Source organism: Pelatocladus sp. (assembly GCF_059505505.1).
This window is the reverse complement of the sequence record NZ_JCACKS010000259.1, coordinates 1-17745: the sequence shown is the minus strand read 5'-3', so window position 1 is coordinate 17745 and position 17745 is coordinate 1. Positions and strand designations below refer to the sequence as shown.

Sequence of the window (17745 nt, the reverse complement as noted above, 5' to 3'; positions counted from 1 at the left end):
GTGTCCTTGAGTTTGTTTTGCTGCTAATAGGTAAGCTAAATAACAAATATTTAATTTTTTAAATTAAGAATTATAAATAGCTAAAAGCTTTATTAGGCAAAGGTTATAAGTACTTTTGTTAAAGTCCAGCTATTTAGCCATTTTTACTATATTTACAATCCCCCATCCCCAAATCAAGTGTGTATCAAAATACTTTTTTGGGAATGATATTTATAACCACTAAAATGCTCGTTTGTCAATCAACGTAAGGAATACTTGGTATGTCTTTTGAGCAACTTCAACCTGCTACGCCACAACAGGCTAATGTCTACTTGCCATACATTCAAAGCAGCAAGCGTAATTTTTTACCCTACGCCATCAGTCTCTATCACAAAGGTATTTTAGAAGGACAGCGCAAAATAGAAGGCAGTGAGAATATTCCTTTTGTGGCGACTTGGAATACTGCTACCCTACCCTCAGACCTGACCCGTTGTCGAGTCCAGTTTGAAGGCAATGCAGACCTAAACTATGAAGTGATGATGGCTAGCTTCGAGTTTATAAATTTTTTAATTGAAATCATGGAATATTACAAACGCTATCGCCTCACTGATTTTTCTCAGGCTTTTTACCGTAAACTCTTACGAATAGATGAATGATATTGGGGATTGGGCATGAATCAGTTAACAGTTAATAGTTTACTGTTAACTGATTAGTTGTCCTCCTTGTCCCTTTTCCCCAATCCCCTAATGTCTTCTCTTGCAACAACGCGATCGCATTGGTTAGTCCTAAAATGAGGAAACACCAAGCAAAGGTTGTGCCGACTTTTGAATTTAGGAGTGCATGTGTGCCAAAATCTGCTAAACATTTGCTAATTGGTTCGACGGAGGCTTACTGTGGCAAATCTGCAACTGTTATAGGTTTGTCTCATATGCTACAGCAAAAAGGATTAGATATTGCCTATGGCAAACCAATAGGCACCTGTTTGAGTGAGTCTGCTGGTAGCATGGTTGAGGATGATGTCCAATTTATTGCGGCTAGTCTCAATCTTCCTGAAAACCGCATCGTACCATCCATACTGGCTTTAAATGAAGCCACAATTCAAAAACGTCTGCGCGGGGAAGACAATATCGATTATCATCAATCTCTAGCACAACAATATCTACCAATATCAGTTGGTAATTTGGTGTTGCTAGAAGGGCCAGGTAATCTCGAAGAAGGCAGTTTGTTTAACTTGTCTTTACCACAAGTAGCTGAAATTATTGATGCTGCTGTGGTTTTAGTCAGCCGCTATCAATCACTGCTTTCGGTTGAATCTTTAGTGTCTGCTAAAAAGCGATTAGGAAAACGCCTAATTGGTGTCGTGATTAACGATGTTCCTGCACAACAAATACCAGCGCTGGATAGTACTATCCGTCCATTTTTGGAACAGCAGGATATAGCTGTGTTGGGAATTTTGCCTAAAAGCGACTTGTTACGTAGTGTCAGTGTCCGCGAACTGGTACATCAATTGAATGCGGAAGTTCTTTGTCGCAGCGATCGCTTAGATTTAATGGTGGAAAGTTTAGCTATTGGGGCTATGAATGTGAACGCCGCCGTTAAGTATTTTCGCAAACGTCGGAATATGGCGGTTGTCACAGGAGGCGATCGCGTTGAAATTCAGCAAGCAGCATTGGAAACTTCCACCCAATGTCTGATTCTGACTGGACAACTACCACCACCTCATTTTATTCTCACCCGCGCCGAAGAACTAGAAATCCCCATTCTCTCAGTAGATTTGGATACTCTGACTACTGTGGAAATTATTGATCGGACTTTTGGTCAAGTACGTGTCCACGAACCGATTAAAGTTCATTGTATTCGTAATCTTATGGCTGAACATTTTGATATTGCTCGTTTGCTCAGTCTCCTAGATTTAAGTCCAGCAGCAGCTTTGCCATAAACTATACTCTTTCTCTGGAAGAAATAACATTCCTAAATTATTCGTGAAAGACAGTGAAAGACAAGATCCTCGAGTTCTTAAAGAAGTCGGGGATCTTTGCTTTGCAATGATCACAAATCATATAGGATTGCTATATCTGTGTGTATCGGTGTTTTATTTACAAAAAATATCTTTATCGTAATTTTTATTGATCTCAGGCGTGAATAATGAATAATTTAGAAACCCTAAGTGAGGACAATTTTACTTACGCATTGAATGTACTTGCAGCAAACGATCCTGATCTTGACTACATTCTCAATACTTTTGGCTTACCCCCATTGTGGTTACGAGAACCAGGTTTTGCAACTCTAATTCAAATCATTCTCGAACAACAAGTTTCTCTGGCTTCAGCCAAAGCAGTTTTTGAAAGATTGCAAGCAAAAATCTCACCAATTACTCCCGAAAAGTTTTTTCAACTTGATCATACAGAATTAAAAACCATTGGTTTTAGTCGCCAAAAAGCTATTTATGGAAGCTTGTTAGCAGAATCAATTATTGCTGGACAACTTGATTTAGATATTCTCAACACAATGAGTGATGAAGATATTCGTAATGTCCTTAAACAACTTAAAGGAATTGGAGATTGGACAGTAGACATATATTTATTAATGGCATTACGGCGACCAGATGCTTTACCAAAGGGAGATTTAGGGTTAATACTAGCAATCCAAAAAGTGAAGAAAATCGCACAACGACCTACACCACAAGAAATTGAAATTATTGCTGAGAATTGGCGACCTTGGAGAGCAGTAGCGACGCGGTTGTTGTGGCATTATTATTTAAGTGAGCGATCGCCACAATCAAGAAAAAATTCCCCAGGTTCATCGCCTTAAGTTGGTCAGATTCCCGGATTCATCAAAAACAACCAGCAAATCTGTTTATATTAATCTTTAGTCAATCCTACTTATTCTTGTTATGCCAAATTTGGGACAGACTAAAACGCGATTGCTGGCTATGGGCGCGGTGATTATTGCTGGGACATTGGTTTCAGGTGCTGTTGGGGGTTTAGTAGCTGGTCTTGCTGGTAACATTTTGGCAAATGATCTAGGGGATTTGGCTAAACGACTGGGTGAAGATAAAGATATTTTGAGCGATCGCGAATTATCACAAGCAGTATGGCAGGCGATCGCTTTGGTAATTGAGTCGGTAGCCAAAAAAAATGATTACCCAGCCGACAAAGACCAGAAAAAAATTCTCAAACAACTGCCTAAGTTTGCGGTTGAATGCGGTTCGCGGAGAGTAGAATTAGATGCTAAAGCTGGTATTGAAGAAACTCATCTGCTAGCTATTTTCTCGAGCAATGCAGATGAATTCCAAACGGTGCAAGTGCTGGATAAAGAAACTTGGAAAGAAATCATTAACTGGTTGTGTGACTCAAATAACGTTCATATTCCAGAATTGCACAATTACGTGAAATTAAGGGATCACTTGGCAGAAACACTATACATCAAATTTCCTAGCGCGTTGCGTGAGGTGCTGAAGGAAGACGCCGCCAAGGGGGGTCAAGCTTTCGCGGCGATGCAGTTGTTGCTACTGGGGAATATTACTGCTGCTTTGAAGCAAAGCAACTCACAAAATACTGAGATTGTCAAGCAATTAGAAGAACTACAACAGACATTAAAGAAAGTTGCAGTCATGCAAATACGGCGTTTGCCAGTACCAGATGATTTTCAATGGATTATTAAAGATAAGACTGACGGATTTGTCGGGCGGGTATTTGTTTTTCGGGAGATTTCGCAGTTTTTCTACAAGCAGTCTAAAGGTTACTTTATCATTAAAGCCGATCCAGGGATGGGCAAAAGTTCTATCCTGGCAGAATTTGTTCGTCGCAATGATTGCATTGTCTATTTCAACCAGCGTAATGAAGGGATAACCAACGCTGAACAATTTCTCCGAAGCATCTGCACTCAGCTAATTGAAACCTATCAGCTAAATTACGACAAAGAAATTCGTCCAGAAAACACTTGTAATAGTAACTTTCTCTCCAAGCTACTGACTGAAGTGAGTGCAAAACTTAAGTCTGGTGAAAAATTAGTAATTGCTGTGGATGCACTAGATGAAGTTGACTTAAGTAGCCAAAGTCCAGGAGCTAATGTCCTTTATCTGCCTAGCATTTTACCAGATAAAGTTTATTTTATTGTCACTAAACGACCATTGCCTCCTGACCAATTACCGTTGCAGGTGAGGGACAAGCAGTTGTTTGACCTGATGCAGTACCCCTCAGACAATGAAAAAGATGTAGAAACATATATTCGCCAACGCATCAACAAGGTAGCAGACTGGATCAAAAGCCGAGGTGCAACTGAAGAGGAATTAGTTTCAACGCTGGTGAAAAAAAGTGAAAGAAACTTTATATACCTCCGCTATGTGTTTGATGATATTGAGAACGGCAAATACTCAGATTTAAAAATTCAGGATTTGCCTAGTGACTTACAAGACTACTATTACAAGCACTGGGAACGCATGGGGATGAATGCTCAACCTAAACCGCTATTTAAAATTCAAATTGTATACATTTTGTCGGAATCCCCCCAACCGATTCCTTTTGAGGAGATAGTAGAAATTCTCATTGCTAATGATCAACAAGAGAAAGAACTAGGTCTGAGAGTACAAGAAGTACTCGACGAGTGGAGCCAATTTTTGCGAGAAGAAGAGAAATATCAGCAAACATTTTATAGTTTATATCACAGTAGTTTCCGCGACTTTTTACGAAATGAGAAGACTGTGAAGCGTGCGGGAATAACGCTGCAAGGAATTATTAAAATGATGACGCAGTCGTGATATTGCAATGAGTAAGTTTGCTGAATCCTTAAATCGCTCATCTCTGGGAAGTCAACTGTATAGGTTGCAGACAAGACCACAACTACTGGCGCAGTCTCAACAGGTTGAGCGTCTGTATGAGTTGCTGACGGATTTTGGTTTTATCGCCGCCAAAGCTTTGCATCCTGAGATTAAATTACAGGAACTCATTGAAGATTATGACCGCGTCTTTGAGCCATCTGTTTTGATTGCTGGGGAAAAAGCCGAGACTCTGAAATTGATTCAAGCTGCATTATTACAGTCAGCGCATATATTGAATAAAGACAAAACACAACTGGTTGAGCAATTATGGGGACGCTTGCACAGCTTTGACATACCAGAGATTCAAGCAATGCTGTCACAAGCAAAACAGAGTAAAACTTGTTGGTTACGTCTTCTCACATCCAGCTTAACTCGTGCTGATGGGCGGTTGCTACGCACACTTATTGGTCATAATGACTCGGTAAATGCAGTCGCTGTTACCTCTGATGGTAAGCAAATAATTTCTGGTTCATCTGACAATACTCTCAAAGTTTGGAATCTGAAAACAGGTGAGGAAATTTTTACCTTAGAAGGTCATACTCAAGCAGTCACTGCTGTAGTGGTAACACCAGATGGTAAGGGGGTGATTTCTGCTTCAGAAGACAAGACTATAAAAATCTGGGATTTGCAACTAGGAAAGGAAATTTTTACTCTCGAAGGTCATCAAGGTTCAGTAAATGCTATTGTTGTTACTTCCGATGGCAAGCGATTATTTTCTGGTTCATCTGATAAAACTATCAAGGAATGGAATCTGGAAACAGGTGAAGAAATTTCTACTATAAATGATCGCTCCATTGAAGGAGTCACCATCACTCATGATGATAGGTGGGTAATTTTTTGTGCGTATTATCCTTATATTCATGGTGGTCAACATGAACAATATCATTCTACCCCTCATTGGGATCTTATAATATATGATCTAAAAACTAAAAAGAAAAAAAAACTTAGTTCTACTGGTGGTAACTCAGTAAATACTTTTGCTATTACCCAAGATGACAAGTGGGTAGTTTTTGGTTCCTACGGAGCAACTCTGGAAATTTTTAATTTAGAAAACTTTAAGCGAAAATATTTCAAGTCTTCAGGTAAGCTAACTAATAAGAAAGATTTTTTCACACTTAATGAGCATAACAATTGGGTAAAAGCTGTCACACTTACCCCAGATAGTAAACGGATAGTTTCTGCTTCAGCAGACAAAACTCTGAAAGTTTGGGATAGGGAAAAATCTAAAGAGTTATTTACCCTTGAAGGTCATGCTGGTTCAGTAAACTCAGTCGCAGTCACACCTAATGGTAAATGGGCAATTTCTGCCTCAAAAGACAAAACTCTCAAAGTTTGGAGTATAGCAAGTGAGGAAGAAGAAAAATTTACTTTTATTAGTGATATCCAATTATTAGATAATGAAAATATCTCTAAAAATGACTGTAATTTAGAAAATATTTTGAAGTGGGAAAATAGTAAAAAAATATTGCCTTTTATAAATCAGACAGATTCCGTAGATGCTATTGAAGTAACTCCAGATGGTAGGCGTGTGGTTTCTACCTCATTAGGCAAAACCATAACAGTATTCAATCTGGAAACTCACGAAGTTATTTCCATTCATAATCAAGAAGATAAAGAAGAAAATTTTGCATTCCACACTATCGCTATCACTCCAGATAGCAAGTATTTAATTTCTGATACTGGGAAAGCAATGTTGAGTTTATGGAATTTAGAAACAGGTAAATTTCTATTTTATCTTCCTTCTATATTTAGTGTAGTAATAATACTTTTTATCATATTTATTTGGCTATTTTGGAGATTTAGAGAATTTCTAAGTATAATATTAAACATTAATTTATCTTGGCTTGAGTTTTATTATTATTTCACGTTCTTAGTGGCAGTTGCTTGTTTTTGGTTTACTCAATTTAAATCTAGGAATGTTGCTATTTCAACAGATGGCAAGCAAGTGGTTTCTTGTTTATATAAAAATATCGAAGTCTGGAATCTAAAAACTAGGAAAAAACTTTTTACCCTTAAAGGTCATAGTGGTAGGGTAACATCATTATCCATTATTTCAGAGGATAAGTGCCTGATTTCTGGTGCAATTGATAAGACTCTAAAAGTCTGGAATCTCAAAACTGGTAAAGAATTATTCACACTCAAAGGTCATAGCGATTGGATAACATCTGTCGCCGTAACTCCCGATGGCAAACAGGTAATTTCTGCTTCCAAGGATAAAACTATCAAGGTTTGGGACTTAGAAAAAAGGTTAGAACTTTTCTCTCTCAAAGGTCATAAAAATTATGTAGATAAAGTTACTATTACCCCTGATGGTAAACGATTAATTTCCGGTTCATGGAGAGACAACATTATCAAACTTTGGGATTTAGAAAGTAAGCAGGTTATTGCTAGTTTTAGTGGTGATAGCGATTTACGCTGCTACGCTGTTGCACCAGACGGAGTGACAATTGTCGCTGGAGAGGAATCAGGGAAAGTGCATTTTTTGCGCTTGGAGGAAGTAAGAGAAGCTTGAGGATGCAAAAATACAAAAATCGCAAAGTTTGACCGCAAGATTCAGATAGATTCAATTTGTTTGCTTTGCTTATGATTGGGAGTGTGGGTGAGTTAAGTAAGTCGGCACAAATAAAGCTAACTAGTTGAGGTCGTCATTTGTCATTGGTAAGGGTTTTAGGCATGTTTACGGGAGTATCCCAGTTTTTTTAATATACCGCGCTTGGGTTTAAACCCTTAGCTAATAGCACAACTCGTCTAAAGACGACTCTCAATACGCTTCGGAGATGTCTAATCGATTGACATCTAAACCCTGTAGAGAGGTGAAATTATCCTGCGGGATCTTGCTACACGTCTCTACATACCCAAAATTATGACAAAAAATTCTTAACCGAACCGTCTTGAGACGATTCTAATGAATCAAACAGTCTGCTGAAGCAGACTTTAAGCTATGAGACTGCGATTTCAATCGCAGACGGATTTTTTGAACTTATCCGAGCAGTATTAAGACGGGTTATTTGTGTGCATTCACAATCTATAAATTTGAAATTGCAATAAATCCATGCATGAAGCAGAGTTTTGGCAAGCTGTATTAAACAGAGATACTCGCTTGGACGGTGTATTTGTGTATGCAGTGCGCTCTACTAATATATATTGCCGTCCATCCTGTGCTGCCCGCAAGCCGCGAAGAGAGCAAGTTGTTTTCTTTGCATCGTCGCAAATAGCTGAAGATGAGGGTTTTCGTCCGTGTCGGCGCTGTGATCCGCAAAACCCAATAGACCCGCAAACAGAAATGGTGCGGCGTGTGTGCGCTATTATCGAAGCCGAATCTACAAATTCATTAACTTTAGCAACACTCAGCACCCAGGTGAATATTAGCCCTTTTCACTTGCAGCGAACGTTTAAGCGAGTTATGGGTGTCACACCTAAGCAGTATATACAAGCACAACGAATGCAAAGTTTAAAATTAGAACTTAAAAGCGCAAGCAGCGTCACCGATAGCATTTACAATGCAGGTTATGGCTCAATTAGTCATCCATACGAGTGTGCAAAAACACAATTAGGTATGACTCCCGCTACGTACAAACGCGGCGGCGATGGTATGGTCATCAACTACATGATTGTAGATTCTGCTTTGGGCTATTTGCTGGTTGCTGGTACTGAATATGGAATTTGCATGGTGAGTCTGGGTGATTCTGATACAGGATTAGAAACTGCTTTGCTCAAAGAATTTCCGACTGCTAAGATTTACCGTTGTGAGCTAAATGAAGATAAATTAAGTCAGTGGATAATTGCTCTCCTACAATATTTAAATGGCGAACAGGCGAGTTCTCATCTTTCTACATTACCCCTTGATGTCCAAGCTACAGCTTTTCAAGCCAAAGTTTGGCAAGCTTTGCGTCAAATTCCCAGTGGTAGCACGCAAACATATAGTCAAGTTGCTCAATCTATCGGTCAACCAAGTGCAGTTAGGGCTGTGGCGCGTGCTTGTGCGACAAATCCTGTATCTTTAGTTATCCCTTGTCATCGCGTTATCCGTTCTGATGGTAGCTTGGGTGGTTATCGCTGGGGTATTGAACGCAAACAATTTTTGTTAGCACAAGAAGCAGGAAGTTTATCTTGAGTGGCAAATTTGAGTAACAAGCTGCAATGCTAATGCATCGACTTACATTGTTAATGCATCGACTTGCATTGTTAATGTATCGGCTTACATTGTTAATGCATCGGCTTACATTGTTAATGTATCGGCTTACATTGTTAATGTATTGACTTACATTGTTAATGCATTGACTTACATTGCGATTTGTTGGGCGATCGCTAGTCCTAAACCAAAGTTTCTTGTCGGGTGCGATCACACTGGTTTGTAGTGAGGACTAAAGTCCTCTATATCTATGAGCGCTTAAGCGCTCACTACGAACCCATCAAAATTAATATGGTGAACCAATAGTACGCTTTGCTCTACCAAAAAACCGTATTCAAGCACAGTCCATCCCAGTCTAAAATAGTAGCCTGAACGAGCATTAACCATAATTTGTGTTTTTATGACTGCTGCTACGACTGTAAAAACAGAGTACGAAGCGATTATTGGTCTAGAAACCCATTGTCAGCTGAGTACCAAAACTAAAATTTTCTCTTCTAGTTCCACAGAATTCGGGGCTAATCCTAATACCAATATTGACCCCGTTTGTATGGGTTTGCCTGGTGTATTACCTGTACTCAACGAAAAAGTTCTAGAATACGCCGTTAAAGCAGGTTTGGCGCTGAATTGTCAAATCGCTGAGTATAGCAAGTTCGATCGCAAACAATATTTTTATCCTGACCTTCCTAAAAATTATCAAATTTCTCAATATGATCTACCCATTGCCGAACATGGTTGGATAGAAATTGAATTAGTAGATGCAGATGGTAATCCTGTGCGTAAAAAAATTGGGATTACTCGTCTGCACATGGAAGAAGATGCAGGGAAATTAGTACATGCAGGTAGCGATCGCCTTTCTGGTTCCTCCTATTCTTTGGTAGACTACAACCGTGCAGGTGTGCCGTTAGTAGAAATTGTCTCCGAACCAGATTTACGTTCTGGACAAGAAGCAGCTGAATACGCTCAAGAGTTACGCCGGATCATGCGTTATCTCGGTGTCAGTGATGGCAATATGCAAGAAGGTTCACTGCGCTGTGATGTAAATATCTCCGTGCGTCCCGTCGGTCAAGAAAAATTTGGCACGAAAGTAGAAATTAAAAATATGAACTCGTTCAACGCCATCCAAAGGGCGATTGAATACGAAATTGAACGCCAAATTGCAGCCGTAGAAGCGGGTGAACGCATTATCCAAGAAACTCGCTTGTGGGAAGAAGGCGCTCAACGCACAATTAGTATGCGGATTAAAGAAGGTTCTAGCGATTATCGCTACTTCCCAGAACCAGATTTAGCACCAATAGAAGTATCAGACGAACAATTACTTACATGGCGATCTGAATTACCGGAACTTCCCGCCGAAAAACGCCGTCGCTATGAAGATGAGTTGGGTCTTTCAACCTACGATGTGCGAGTTTTGACTGAGGAACGCCCTACTGCTGAGTACTTTGAAAGTGCGATCGCTCTTGGTGCTAACCCCAAAGCTGCTGCTAACTGGATTACTCAAGATATCGCTGCTTATCTCAACAAAAATAAACTCAGCATCACCGAAATCGCCCTCACTCCTGTCAATCTCGCCGACGTCATCAGTCGAATTGAAAAGGGTAAAATTAGCAACGCCCAAGCTAAAGAAAAATTGCCCGATTTGCTGAGTGGTATTTCTCCGGAAAAAGCGTTTGCAGGTCAAGAGTTAATCAGTGACCCCAGCGTCCTCGAACCCATCATTGATGAAGTGATTGCTGCAAATCCCAAAGAATTAGAGAAGTACCGCAACGGTAACGTCAATCTCAAAGGCTTTTTCGTGGGACAAGTCCTGAAAAAGACCAACAAACGCGCCGATCCCAAGTTGACTAACCAATTGGTAGAGAAAAAGTTGAATGCGTAAGTTGGAGATTGGGGATCAGGAATCGGGGACAAGGAGCATAAGGGGGACAAAGGGGAATAATTTAACAAGTCTCTTACCCAATCCCCATTACCCCTTATCCCCAATCCCCAATCCCCAATCCCAAAAAATTTTTTAAAAAAGGGGTGTTGCCCCTCATGCCAATAATGCTATACTGTGCTAGTTAGATGCACCCTGATGATCTGGAGAGCTACCCAAGTGGCTCTCTGTTTTTTTGTTTAATTTTTATTTGATGAATTTTTACCCAGGTTATTTACTACGTATCTTTGAAGAACTAGAATGGCAAAACGAACTGTTGTTCTCCTCAATAGTGCATTTACGGAGATTTTTCAGGAAACTTTGATAAAAAATTCAATAAGGGGTATTGCCCCACACTCTGAAAATGGTATACTGTGTTATATAGATGCACCCTGATGATCTGGAGAGCTGCCCAAAAGGCTCTCTTTTTTTTTATCTGTTGCGATCGCAGTATGATTCAATAACTAGCAACAAAAAATATTTTTCCTGGTTTTTGCTTATTATCTTTGCTACATACGGTTATTTAACCAAAAACAAAAGAAGTTAATTAAGGTGTATTGCCCCACACCCCGAAAATGGTATACTGTGTTATGTAGATGCACCCTGATGATCTGGAGAGCTGCCCAAGTGGCTCTCTATTTTTTTTGTTATTGGTCATTAATCACATAGTTGCTAGTTGTTACAAATGACAAATAACAAATGACAAAGGACTAATCCTTGGTATAATCGCCAGTCAGCCGAGTAATAGTTGCAAGGGGGAAATCATGGCAGACTGGCATGAGATTACTGGTGGTGTGACTGCACCGAGAGGGTATCGGGCATCTGGAATTAAGGCGGGATTGAAACCTTCAGGATTGCCAGATTTGGCGTTGATAGTGTCAGACGTAGAAGCGATCGCTGCTGGGGTATTTACAACGACTCAAGTCAGAGCAGCATGTGTAGATTATTGTCGCCAACATCTGCAAGCAGAACATAACGCCCGTGCGATTCTTTGCAACGCCGGACAGGCAAATGCTGCAACAGGTGAGCAAGGTTGGTTGGATGTCCTAGAATCGGCGATGGCGATCGCTCAAGCCTTAAATCTCCGCAGTGATTCTATCCTACTGGCTTCGACTGGGGTAATTGGGCAGCGTATACCGATGGATAAACTCAAAGCTGGAATTCCCCAACTAGTAGCAGCACTGTCTGATAGTGGTTCCGATGCTGCCGCAGGTGCCATCATTACTACAGATCTAGTACCAAAATCAATTGCCCTAGAAACAACAATAAGCGATCGCCCAGTCAGAATTGGTGGTATTGCCAAAGGTTCTGGGATGATTCATCCGAATATGGCTACCATGCTGGCATTTGTCACTTGTGATGCAGCCGTTTCCCCTCATCTTTGGCAGCAAATGTTGAGTAGGGCTGCTGATAGAAGTTTTAATTCGATTACCGTTGATGGTGATACTAGTACCAACGATAGCTTAATCGCCCTTGCCAACGGTGAATCCCGCACTCCAGCAATTACCGAAATGGGACACGAAGCCGAAAAATTAGAAGCGATGTTAACAGCAGTGTGTCAGCATTTAGCAAAAGCGATCGCCCGTGATGGCGAAGGTGCAACTTGTCTGGTGGAAGTGCAAGTAAGTGGCGCCCAGGATGAACAAGCAGCGCGTCAAATTGCCAAAACTATTGCTGGTTCTTCTTTAGTCAAGTCTGCGATTTTTGGACACGATCCTAACTGGGGACGGATTGCGGCGGCTGCGGGACGTGCTGGCGTACCTTTTGAACAAGAAAATCTAAGAATTCAGTTAGGTAATTTTTTAATGATGGAAAATGGTCAACCCCTAGCTTTTGACAGGAAAGCAGCAAGTCAATATCTACAAAAAGCTGCTGCGGGTGCGTATCTCAAAGAAGATACCGTATTAATTTCTGTAAGCATAGGCAGTGGTCATGGTTCCAGTAAAGCTTGGGGTTGTGATTTAAGTTATGACTATGTGAAGATTAACGCCGAGTATACAACTTAAGGTAATTGGTAATTGGCTCTAGGATTAAACCGCCTATTGGAACAAAAAAAGAGTCCAGGACGATCAAAAAGCATTCCATTGGATGTGCGATCGCTAATCAAAAAAGAATTGTCATAGCCAGAAAGATTTAAAAGCTATGAGGAAGTTCGTACTTGGCTTTTAGCCGTTGTGAAGGCATCGAAGCGTCATACTGTGACTCATCCACTTAAGTTTGCAATCATTAATACCAATTGATTAGGGTCAAACGGTTTAGCCAGATGCATTTGAAACCCAGCATCAATTGCCATTTGCCGCTCTTGCTCGCTGACATAGGCAGTGATTGCCGCTGCTGGAATTTGTCCTCCCGCTTCTGCGTCAAGCTCTCTCACCTGACGAATCAGGAAGTAACCATCCTCCTCTGGCATCCCAATATCTGCTATAAGCACATCATATCTGCCAGGAGATTCAGTTAGAGCAGCGATCGCTTCTCTTGCCGATGTCACAACCACTACCTCAGCCCCGGAGTTTTCTAACATCCACTTGATTAAGTCGCGGCTATCAGCTTGATCATCTACAGCCAGGATGCATAATCCTTTAAGGGTAAGGGATGGATTTTTATCATCTAATGTATCCACAGTCCCTGACAAAACGCTTGGCTCTAAATAAGTTGGTGCAGTAATCTCCGGTGGCATTGAGCGCAGAGGCAGCCTGAAGGTGATCGTGGTTCCTTGTCCCTCACCTAGACTTTGCACTTGAACTGTTCCACCATGAAGTTCGACAAGATGACGGACAATTGACAAGCCCAATCCAAGTCCCTGACTCGTTTTGTTGCTGCTGGAATTTCCTTGGCGGAAACGCTCAAACACATGCGGCAGCAAGTCTGCCGGGATGCCAATTCCTGTGTCGCTGACTCGAATCTGGGCGTGAGTATCTATAGGTTCGAGCGTAATTTCGACTCGCCCACCGGATGGAGTGAACTTAATAGCGTTAGAAAGTAAATTCCACAGAACTTGCTGTAAGCGATCAAAATCTCCGACAACTATCGCCGGGGAAGAGTGTGAAACAATTTGAATGGTTTTCGCCTCTGCTGCTAATTGGATAGACTCAATTGCAGCATTCACTACTGAAACTAGATCGATGAGACGAGTGTTTAAATGAAGCTTTCCACTCGTAATCCGCGAAACATCCAGCATATCATTAATTAACTGAGCTTGCACCCTAGCACTCCGCTCCACCACTTCCCAGGCACGAGTGGCTGCTGAAGAATCGAAATCACGGGTGCGGGAGAGTTGCGCCCAACCCAGTATAGTATTAAGTGGGTTACGAAGTTCATGGGAGAGGTTTGACAGGAATTCATCTTTAGCTTGGTTGGCGATTTGCGCCTGTTGACGAGCTGACTGCTCCTGTGCTAATAGCTGCGATCGCTCTAACTCAAACTGCTTGCGCTCGGTGATATCTTCAATCGCCAGCAAAATCATTTGAGCATTTCCCTGTTGAATAATTTTCCAACCATTGAGCAACATGGTTTTTTGCCCAATCCGCTCAAAACAATGCTCTATCTCCAATTTTTGAATACTGGTATCGTTGGCAAGAATATCTTCTAGGAGCTGTTGTAATCCAGGCAGGTTCCACTGACCGTTCCCTAGTTCAAAAACCAGAGATTGCGCTGTTTCTGATGGTGAAACTTGAAATGTTTCATAAAACGAGCGATTGGCTTTGTTCACCCGCAAATCAACATCAAGCACGATTAACGGCACTTGTACCGTCTCCACAATTGCTTCAGCGTAATTGCGGGCTTGTTCTAATTTTGCTGTATTGCGTTTAAGAACATCAATATCTATTAACACCAACACTACACCGTCAATCTGGTTTTCTGTGGTGCGATAAGGACGGATGCGGAGGTTGTACCAATGTCCCCCCAGGGTTTGGACTTCTAATTCTTTGATGCTGAGTGTGTCGAGTACCTCCAAAATGAGAGTTTCTAAGTCAGGAATATCGAGATTCGCTCTGATGTCGCTGAGTGGTCGTCCAGCGTCGGTGGGAATTAAATTGAAAAGCCGCTGCGCCATTGGCGTAAAACGTCGAATGCATAAATCCGAAGTCAATATCAAAATGGGAATATTGATACTGGCAAGCAAATTCGTGAGATCGTTGTTAACTTGGTGTAATTCTGTATTTCGAGAGCGAAGTTCTTCATTGGTTGTGTTGAGTTCTTCGTTGGTTGCCTGAATTTCTTCTTTGGCAGTTTCTAGCTCCTCATTGGTGCTTTGCAACTCTTCGTTACTAGAGAGGATTTCTTCATTGGCAACTTTTAGGTCTTGATTGATGTGTTCCTGCTCTTGGATCAGCGCTTGCAGATATTCTTGAGTCGCAGCTCGCTCTTGCTTGGCGGTTGCGAGTTCCTGCTTGAGCCGAACAATCTCACGCTCTAAATCTCCCGTCTCGTGGCTCTCAGGATTTACCATGCTAAGGTTGCTAACTGTGGGTAGAGCTTCTTCAAATAAAACCAGAAAGTAGAGTTCTTCACCAGTGGCAGGCTGGAAGGGAATCACCTCAAGATTGACGATTCTTGATTGAGCGCCCGATTCAATCCGTAACCCTTCCTTTCTAACTAGAATTTTTTGCCGTTGTGCCTGATAAATTGTAGCGCGTAACTCGACGAGCAAGAAGGAGCGCACCATTTGGAATAAATTGACACTCGGTTTGCCGGGTGAAAGTTTGAGGTAGAGATCGATTTCTCCCCGAAATTGCAGCACCTCCATTTTGTCGTTGATCACCACACCCACTGGGGCGTAGCGATTCAAAATCAGTTGGTCAATTTTTCTCTCTAAATCAAACTCATTCGATGGATTCTCATTGCGAGGCTTAGGTTCGTCCAGTTTTGCGATCGGATAATTGCTGGTAACGAACGAAAAAATTGGACGAGTTGCAGTTAGCTTCTTGGCATAGATTTTATACTTTCTGTCAATCAGAGTAAACAACTCCAAATAATTACCTACGCTTTCTGAAGTCCCTAGCAGCAGAAAGCCAGTCGGGTTGAGACTGTAATGAAAGATGGGCAGTATCCGTTTTTGCAACGTTTCGTCCAAATAAATCAGTACATTCCGACAACTAATGAGATCTAAGTTGGAAAAAGGGGGGTCACTGCCCAAATCTTGTCGGGCAAACACACACAGTTCGCGTACAGCTTTGTTAATTTGATATCCACCGCCCTCAATGGCATTAAAGAATCTGCGGCGGCGCTCTGGTGAGACCTCCACCATTTGATTCTCTGCATAAATGCCGGATCTGGCTTTGGTTACATTTCATCCCCCCTTGGCAAGGCTACGGTGTACACCAAGTCCATGCGAAAGTCCTATCATAATTAAAGATTTTGATGAAATTACGACTTGTGAGATTTTCTGCTGCACTTTTTCGGAAAAATTCTAGATTTTTCTAACATAACCGTTGGGGTTTGCATAAAATTTTTACCCTGCTGCAAACACGCTAACGTTTTGAGACTTTTTAGTTGCTTTAAAGGCTTACGGATAAGTCATTTCAGAAATTAGATGCGTTTACCCTAAGCGCCATTATCTAACTAAATAATATGTATATCTTCAGAATATGTATTAGCAAAATTTTCTAATTATATATCTCATTGTTTTACAATTACTTAAATAATATTTATACTAAAACTAAATCAGTAATAGTATGGCATAATCAAACGTGTGTATTTTACAACGAACTAAATTTTTTAGAGGTAAATAATTTGCCTTTTGATCCTGATCTGTGCCGTAACGAAAGCGAAGTTGAAAGCAAACTCATAGTGCAATATTTGCTACCACAGCTTGGTTATACTCCAGACACCTGGCATCAAGAGGTTGCACTTGGTAGCATACGCTTAGACTTCCTAGCATTTGCTGCACAAGCCCTTCCCTTCGTTATAGATGCTAACTCACCACTAAGTGTGGTTATGGAGGCCAAGCATCCTAAACAGAACTTAAATAATCACGTTCCCAGACTCAGGCATTATTTAACAAGCTTGAATGTGCAATATGGTTTGTTAACCAATGGCAAAGAAATCAGAGTTTATCAAAAATTACTATATGATATTCAGTTAGTTTTTTCCTGTTCGGGAAAAGAAATAAATACAAAAATAGAAGAAATTAAAAAATTAATTGGTAGAGAAAATTTGAATAACAAAGATATTTTAAATAACTTTAAAGCTTCAGTTATTTCCAATAATATTTCAATGACAATCAAGGAGCAACATTCAATGAAAATAATTGCGGTTTACCATAACAAAGGTGGTGTAGGTAAGACAACTACCGTAGTTAATTTAGCAGCTGCTATCAGGAAAAGAGGTAAAAGAGTCCTAGTAATTGATCTAGATAGTCAAGCTAACACTACATTTGCTACTGGTTTAGTTAAATTTGACGATGAAGAATTTGATGATATAAAAGATTCTAATATTTTTCATGTATTATCATCAGAAGACTTTTATTCTATCGCAGAAGTTGCTAGAAAATCCAATTTTAGCAATCCTGAAATTAATGTTGTGCCTGCACACATTGATTTAATAAGACAAGAAACAGAATTGAACGCACTTGAGTATAGCAGATTAATACTAATTGACAAACTAGAGGAAGTAAAAAATGAATATGATGTTGTGTTGATTGATACTCCACCTTCTTTAAATTTGTATGCCAAAATTGCCTTGATAGCCGCAGATTATCTAATTATTCCATCAGATTTAAAACCATTTGCCAATCAAGGATTAACCAACGTTAAAGATTTTATTAAAAGTATTAATGCATTTAGAAAACAGATTAGAAAAGCGCCAATTGAACTCATAGGTGTTCTAGCTTGTAAAATATCTACCAATGCTATAGCGTTTCTTAATCTAGTGAAGTACAGTAACAACAATGGGTAAACCAAT

The 17745-nt window shown here is 40.5% G+C and carries 10 protein-coding genes and 1 pseudogene; 9 read left to right on the top strand and 2 right to left on the bottom strand.

Annotated features, from left to right (window positions below; genetic code table 11):
* Positions 1–260 precede the first annotated feature (260 nt).
* From ebsA to argJ, 8 genes are all read left to right on the top strand, one after another.
* A complete protein-coding gene (gene ebsA / locus AC5JMK_RS27185) occupies positions 261–635 on the top strand; it encodes a type IV pilus biogenesis protein EbsA (protein ID WP_096676125.1) in 375 nt (124 codons plus the stop codon).
* A gap of 188 nt (positions 636–823) precedes the next feature.
* On the top strand, positions 824–1918 hold the full coding sequence (locus AC5JMK_RS27180) for a phosphotransacetylase family protein (protein ID WP_096676126.1): 1095 nt from the start codon (positions 824–826) through the stop codon (positions 1916–1918).
* A gap of 206 nt (positions 1919–2124) precedes the next feature.
* Positions 2125–2790 (top strand): DNA-3-methyladenine glycosylase family protein, encoded by a 666-nt coding sequence (locus tag AC5JMK_RS27175; RefSeq protein WP_495911410.1) that lies wholly within the window; start codon positions 2125–2127, stop codon positions 2788–2790.
* Between the two features lie 82 nt (positions 2791–2872).
* Complete coding sequence (locus tag AC5JMK_RS27170) at positions 2873–4738, top strand: P-loop domain-containing protein (RefSeq protein WP_495911409.1); 1866 nt, start codon at positions 2873–2875, stop codon at positions 4736–4738.
* Between the two features lie 7 nt (positions 4739–4745).
* Entirely contained in the window at positions 4746–7310 is a 2565-nt protein-coding gene (locus AC5JMK_RS27165; protein ID WP_495911408.1) for a WD40 repeat domain-containing protein, read from the top strand.
* A gap of 540 nt (positions 7311–7850) precedes the next feature.
* Positions 7851–8912: a bifunctional DNA-binding transcriptional regulator/O6-methylguanine-DNA methyltransferase Ada gene (gene ada, locus AC5JMK_RS27160; protein ID WP_495911407.1), complete on the top strand. Its 1062-nt coding sequence runs from the start codon at positions 7851–7853 to the stop codon at positions 8910–8912.
* 418 nt (positions 8913–9330) lie between these two features.
* Complete coding sequence (gene gatB / locus AC5JMK_RS27155) at positions 9331–10806, top strand: Asp-tRNA(Asn)/Glu-tRNA(Gln) amidotransferase subunit GatB (protein WP_495911406.1); 1476 nt, start codon at positions 9331–9333, stop codon at positions 10804–10806.
* 800 nt (positions 10807–11606) lie between these two features.
* Positions 11607–12848 (top strand): bifunctional ornithine acetyltransferase/N-acetylglutamate synthase, encoded by a 1242-nt coding sequence (gene argJ, locus AC5JMK_RS27150; RefSeq protein ID WP_495911405.1) that lies wholly within the window; start codon positions 11607–11609, stop codon positions 12846–12848.
* A 197-nt stretch (positions 12849–13045) separates the two neighbouring features.
* Here argJ and AC5JMK_RS27145 read toward each other — a convergent pair whose 3' ends face one another.
* Entirely contained in the window at positions 13046–15292 is a 2247-nt protein-coding gene (locus tag AC5JMK_RS27145) for an ATP-binding protein (RefSeq protein ID WP_495911412.1), read from the bottom strand.
* Positions 15293–15799: 507 nt separating this feature from the next.
* Positions 15800–16117, bottom strand: a pseudogene (locus tag AC5JMK_RS27140) (CheR family methyltransferase); the annotation flags it as partial.
* Positions 16118–16575: 458 nt separating this feature from the next.
* Here AC5JMK_RS27140 and AC5JMK_RS27135 point away from each other — a divergent pair.
* Positions 16576–17739, top strand: a complete 1164-nt coding sequence (locus AC5JMK_RS27135) for an AAA family ATPase (protein WP_495911404.1) — start codon at positions 16576–16578, stop codon at positions 17737–17739.
* Positions 17740–17745: the final 6 nt, after the last annotated feature.

What these genes read in the sequence shown, in the direction of transcription:
- ada (WP_495911407.1), top strand. Translation starts at nt 7,851, where the DNA reads ATGCATGAAGCAGAGTTTTGGCAAGCTGTATTAAACAGAGATACTCGC.
- AC5JMK_RS27175 (WP_495911410.1), top strand. Translation starts at nt 2,125, where the DNA reads ATGAATAATTTAGAAACCCTAAGTGAGGACAATTTTACTTACGCATTG.
- gatB (WP_495911406.1), top strand. Translation starts at nt 9,331, where the DNA reads ATGACTGCTGCTACGACTGTAAAAACAGAGTACGAAGCGATTATTGGT.
- AC5JMK_RS27165 (WP_495911408.1), top strand. Translation starts at nt 4,746, where the DNA reads ATGAGTAAGTTTGCTGAATCCTTAAATCGCTCATCTCTGGGAAGTCAA.
- ebsA (WP_096676125.1), top strand. Translation starts at nt 261, where the DNA reads ATGTCTTTTGAGCAACTTCAACCTGCTACGCCACAACAGGCTAATGTC.
- AC5JMK_RS27170 (WP_495911409.1), top strand. Translation starts at nt 2,873, where the DNA reads ATGCCAAATTTGGGACAGACTAAAACGCGATTGCTGGCTATGGGCGCG.
- argJ (WP_495911405.1), top strand. Translation starts at nt 11,607, where the DNA reads ATGGCAGACTGGCATGAGATTACTGGTGGTGTGACTGCACCGAGAGGG.
- AC5JMK_RS27145 (WP_495911412.1), bottom strand. Translation starts at nt 15,292, where the DNA reads ATGGTAAATCCTGAGAGCCACGAGACGGGAGATTTAGAGCGTGAGATT.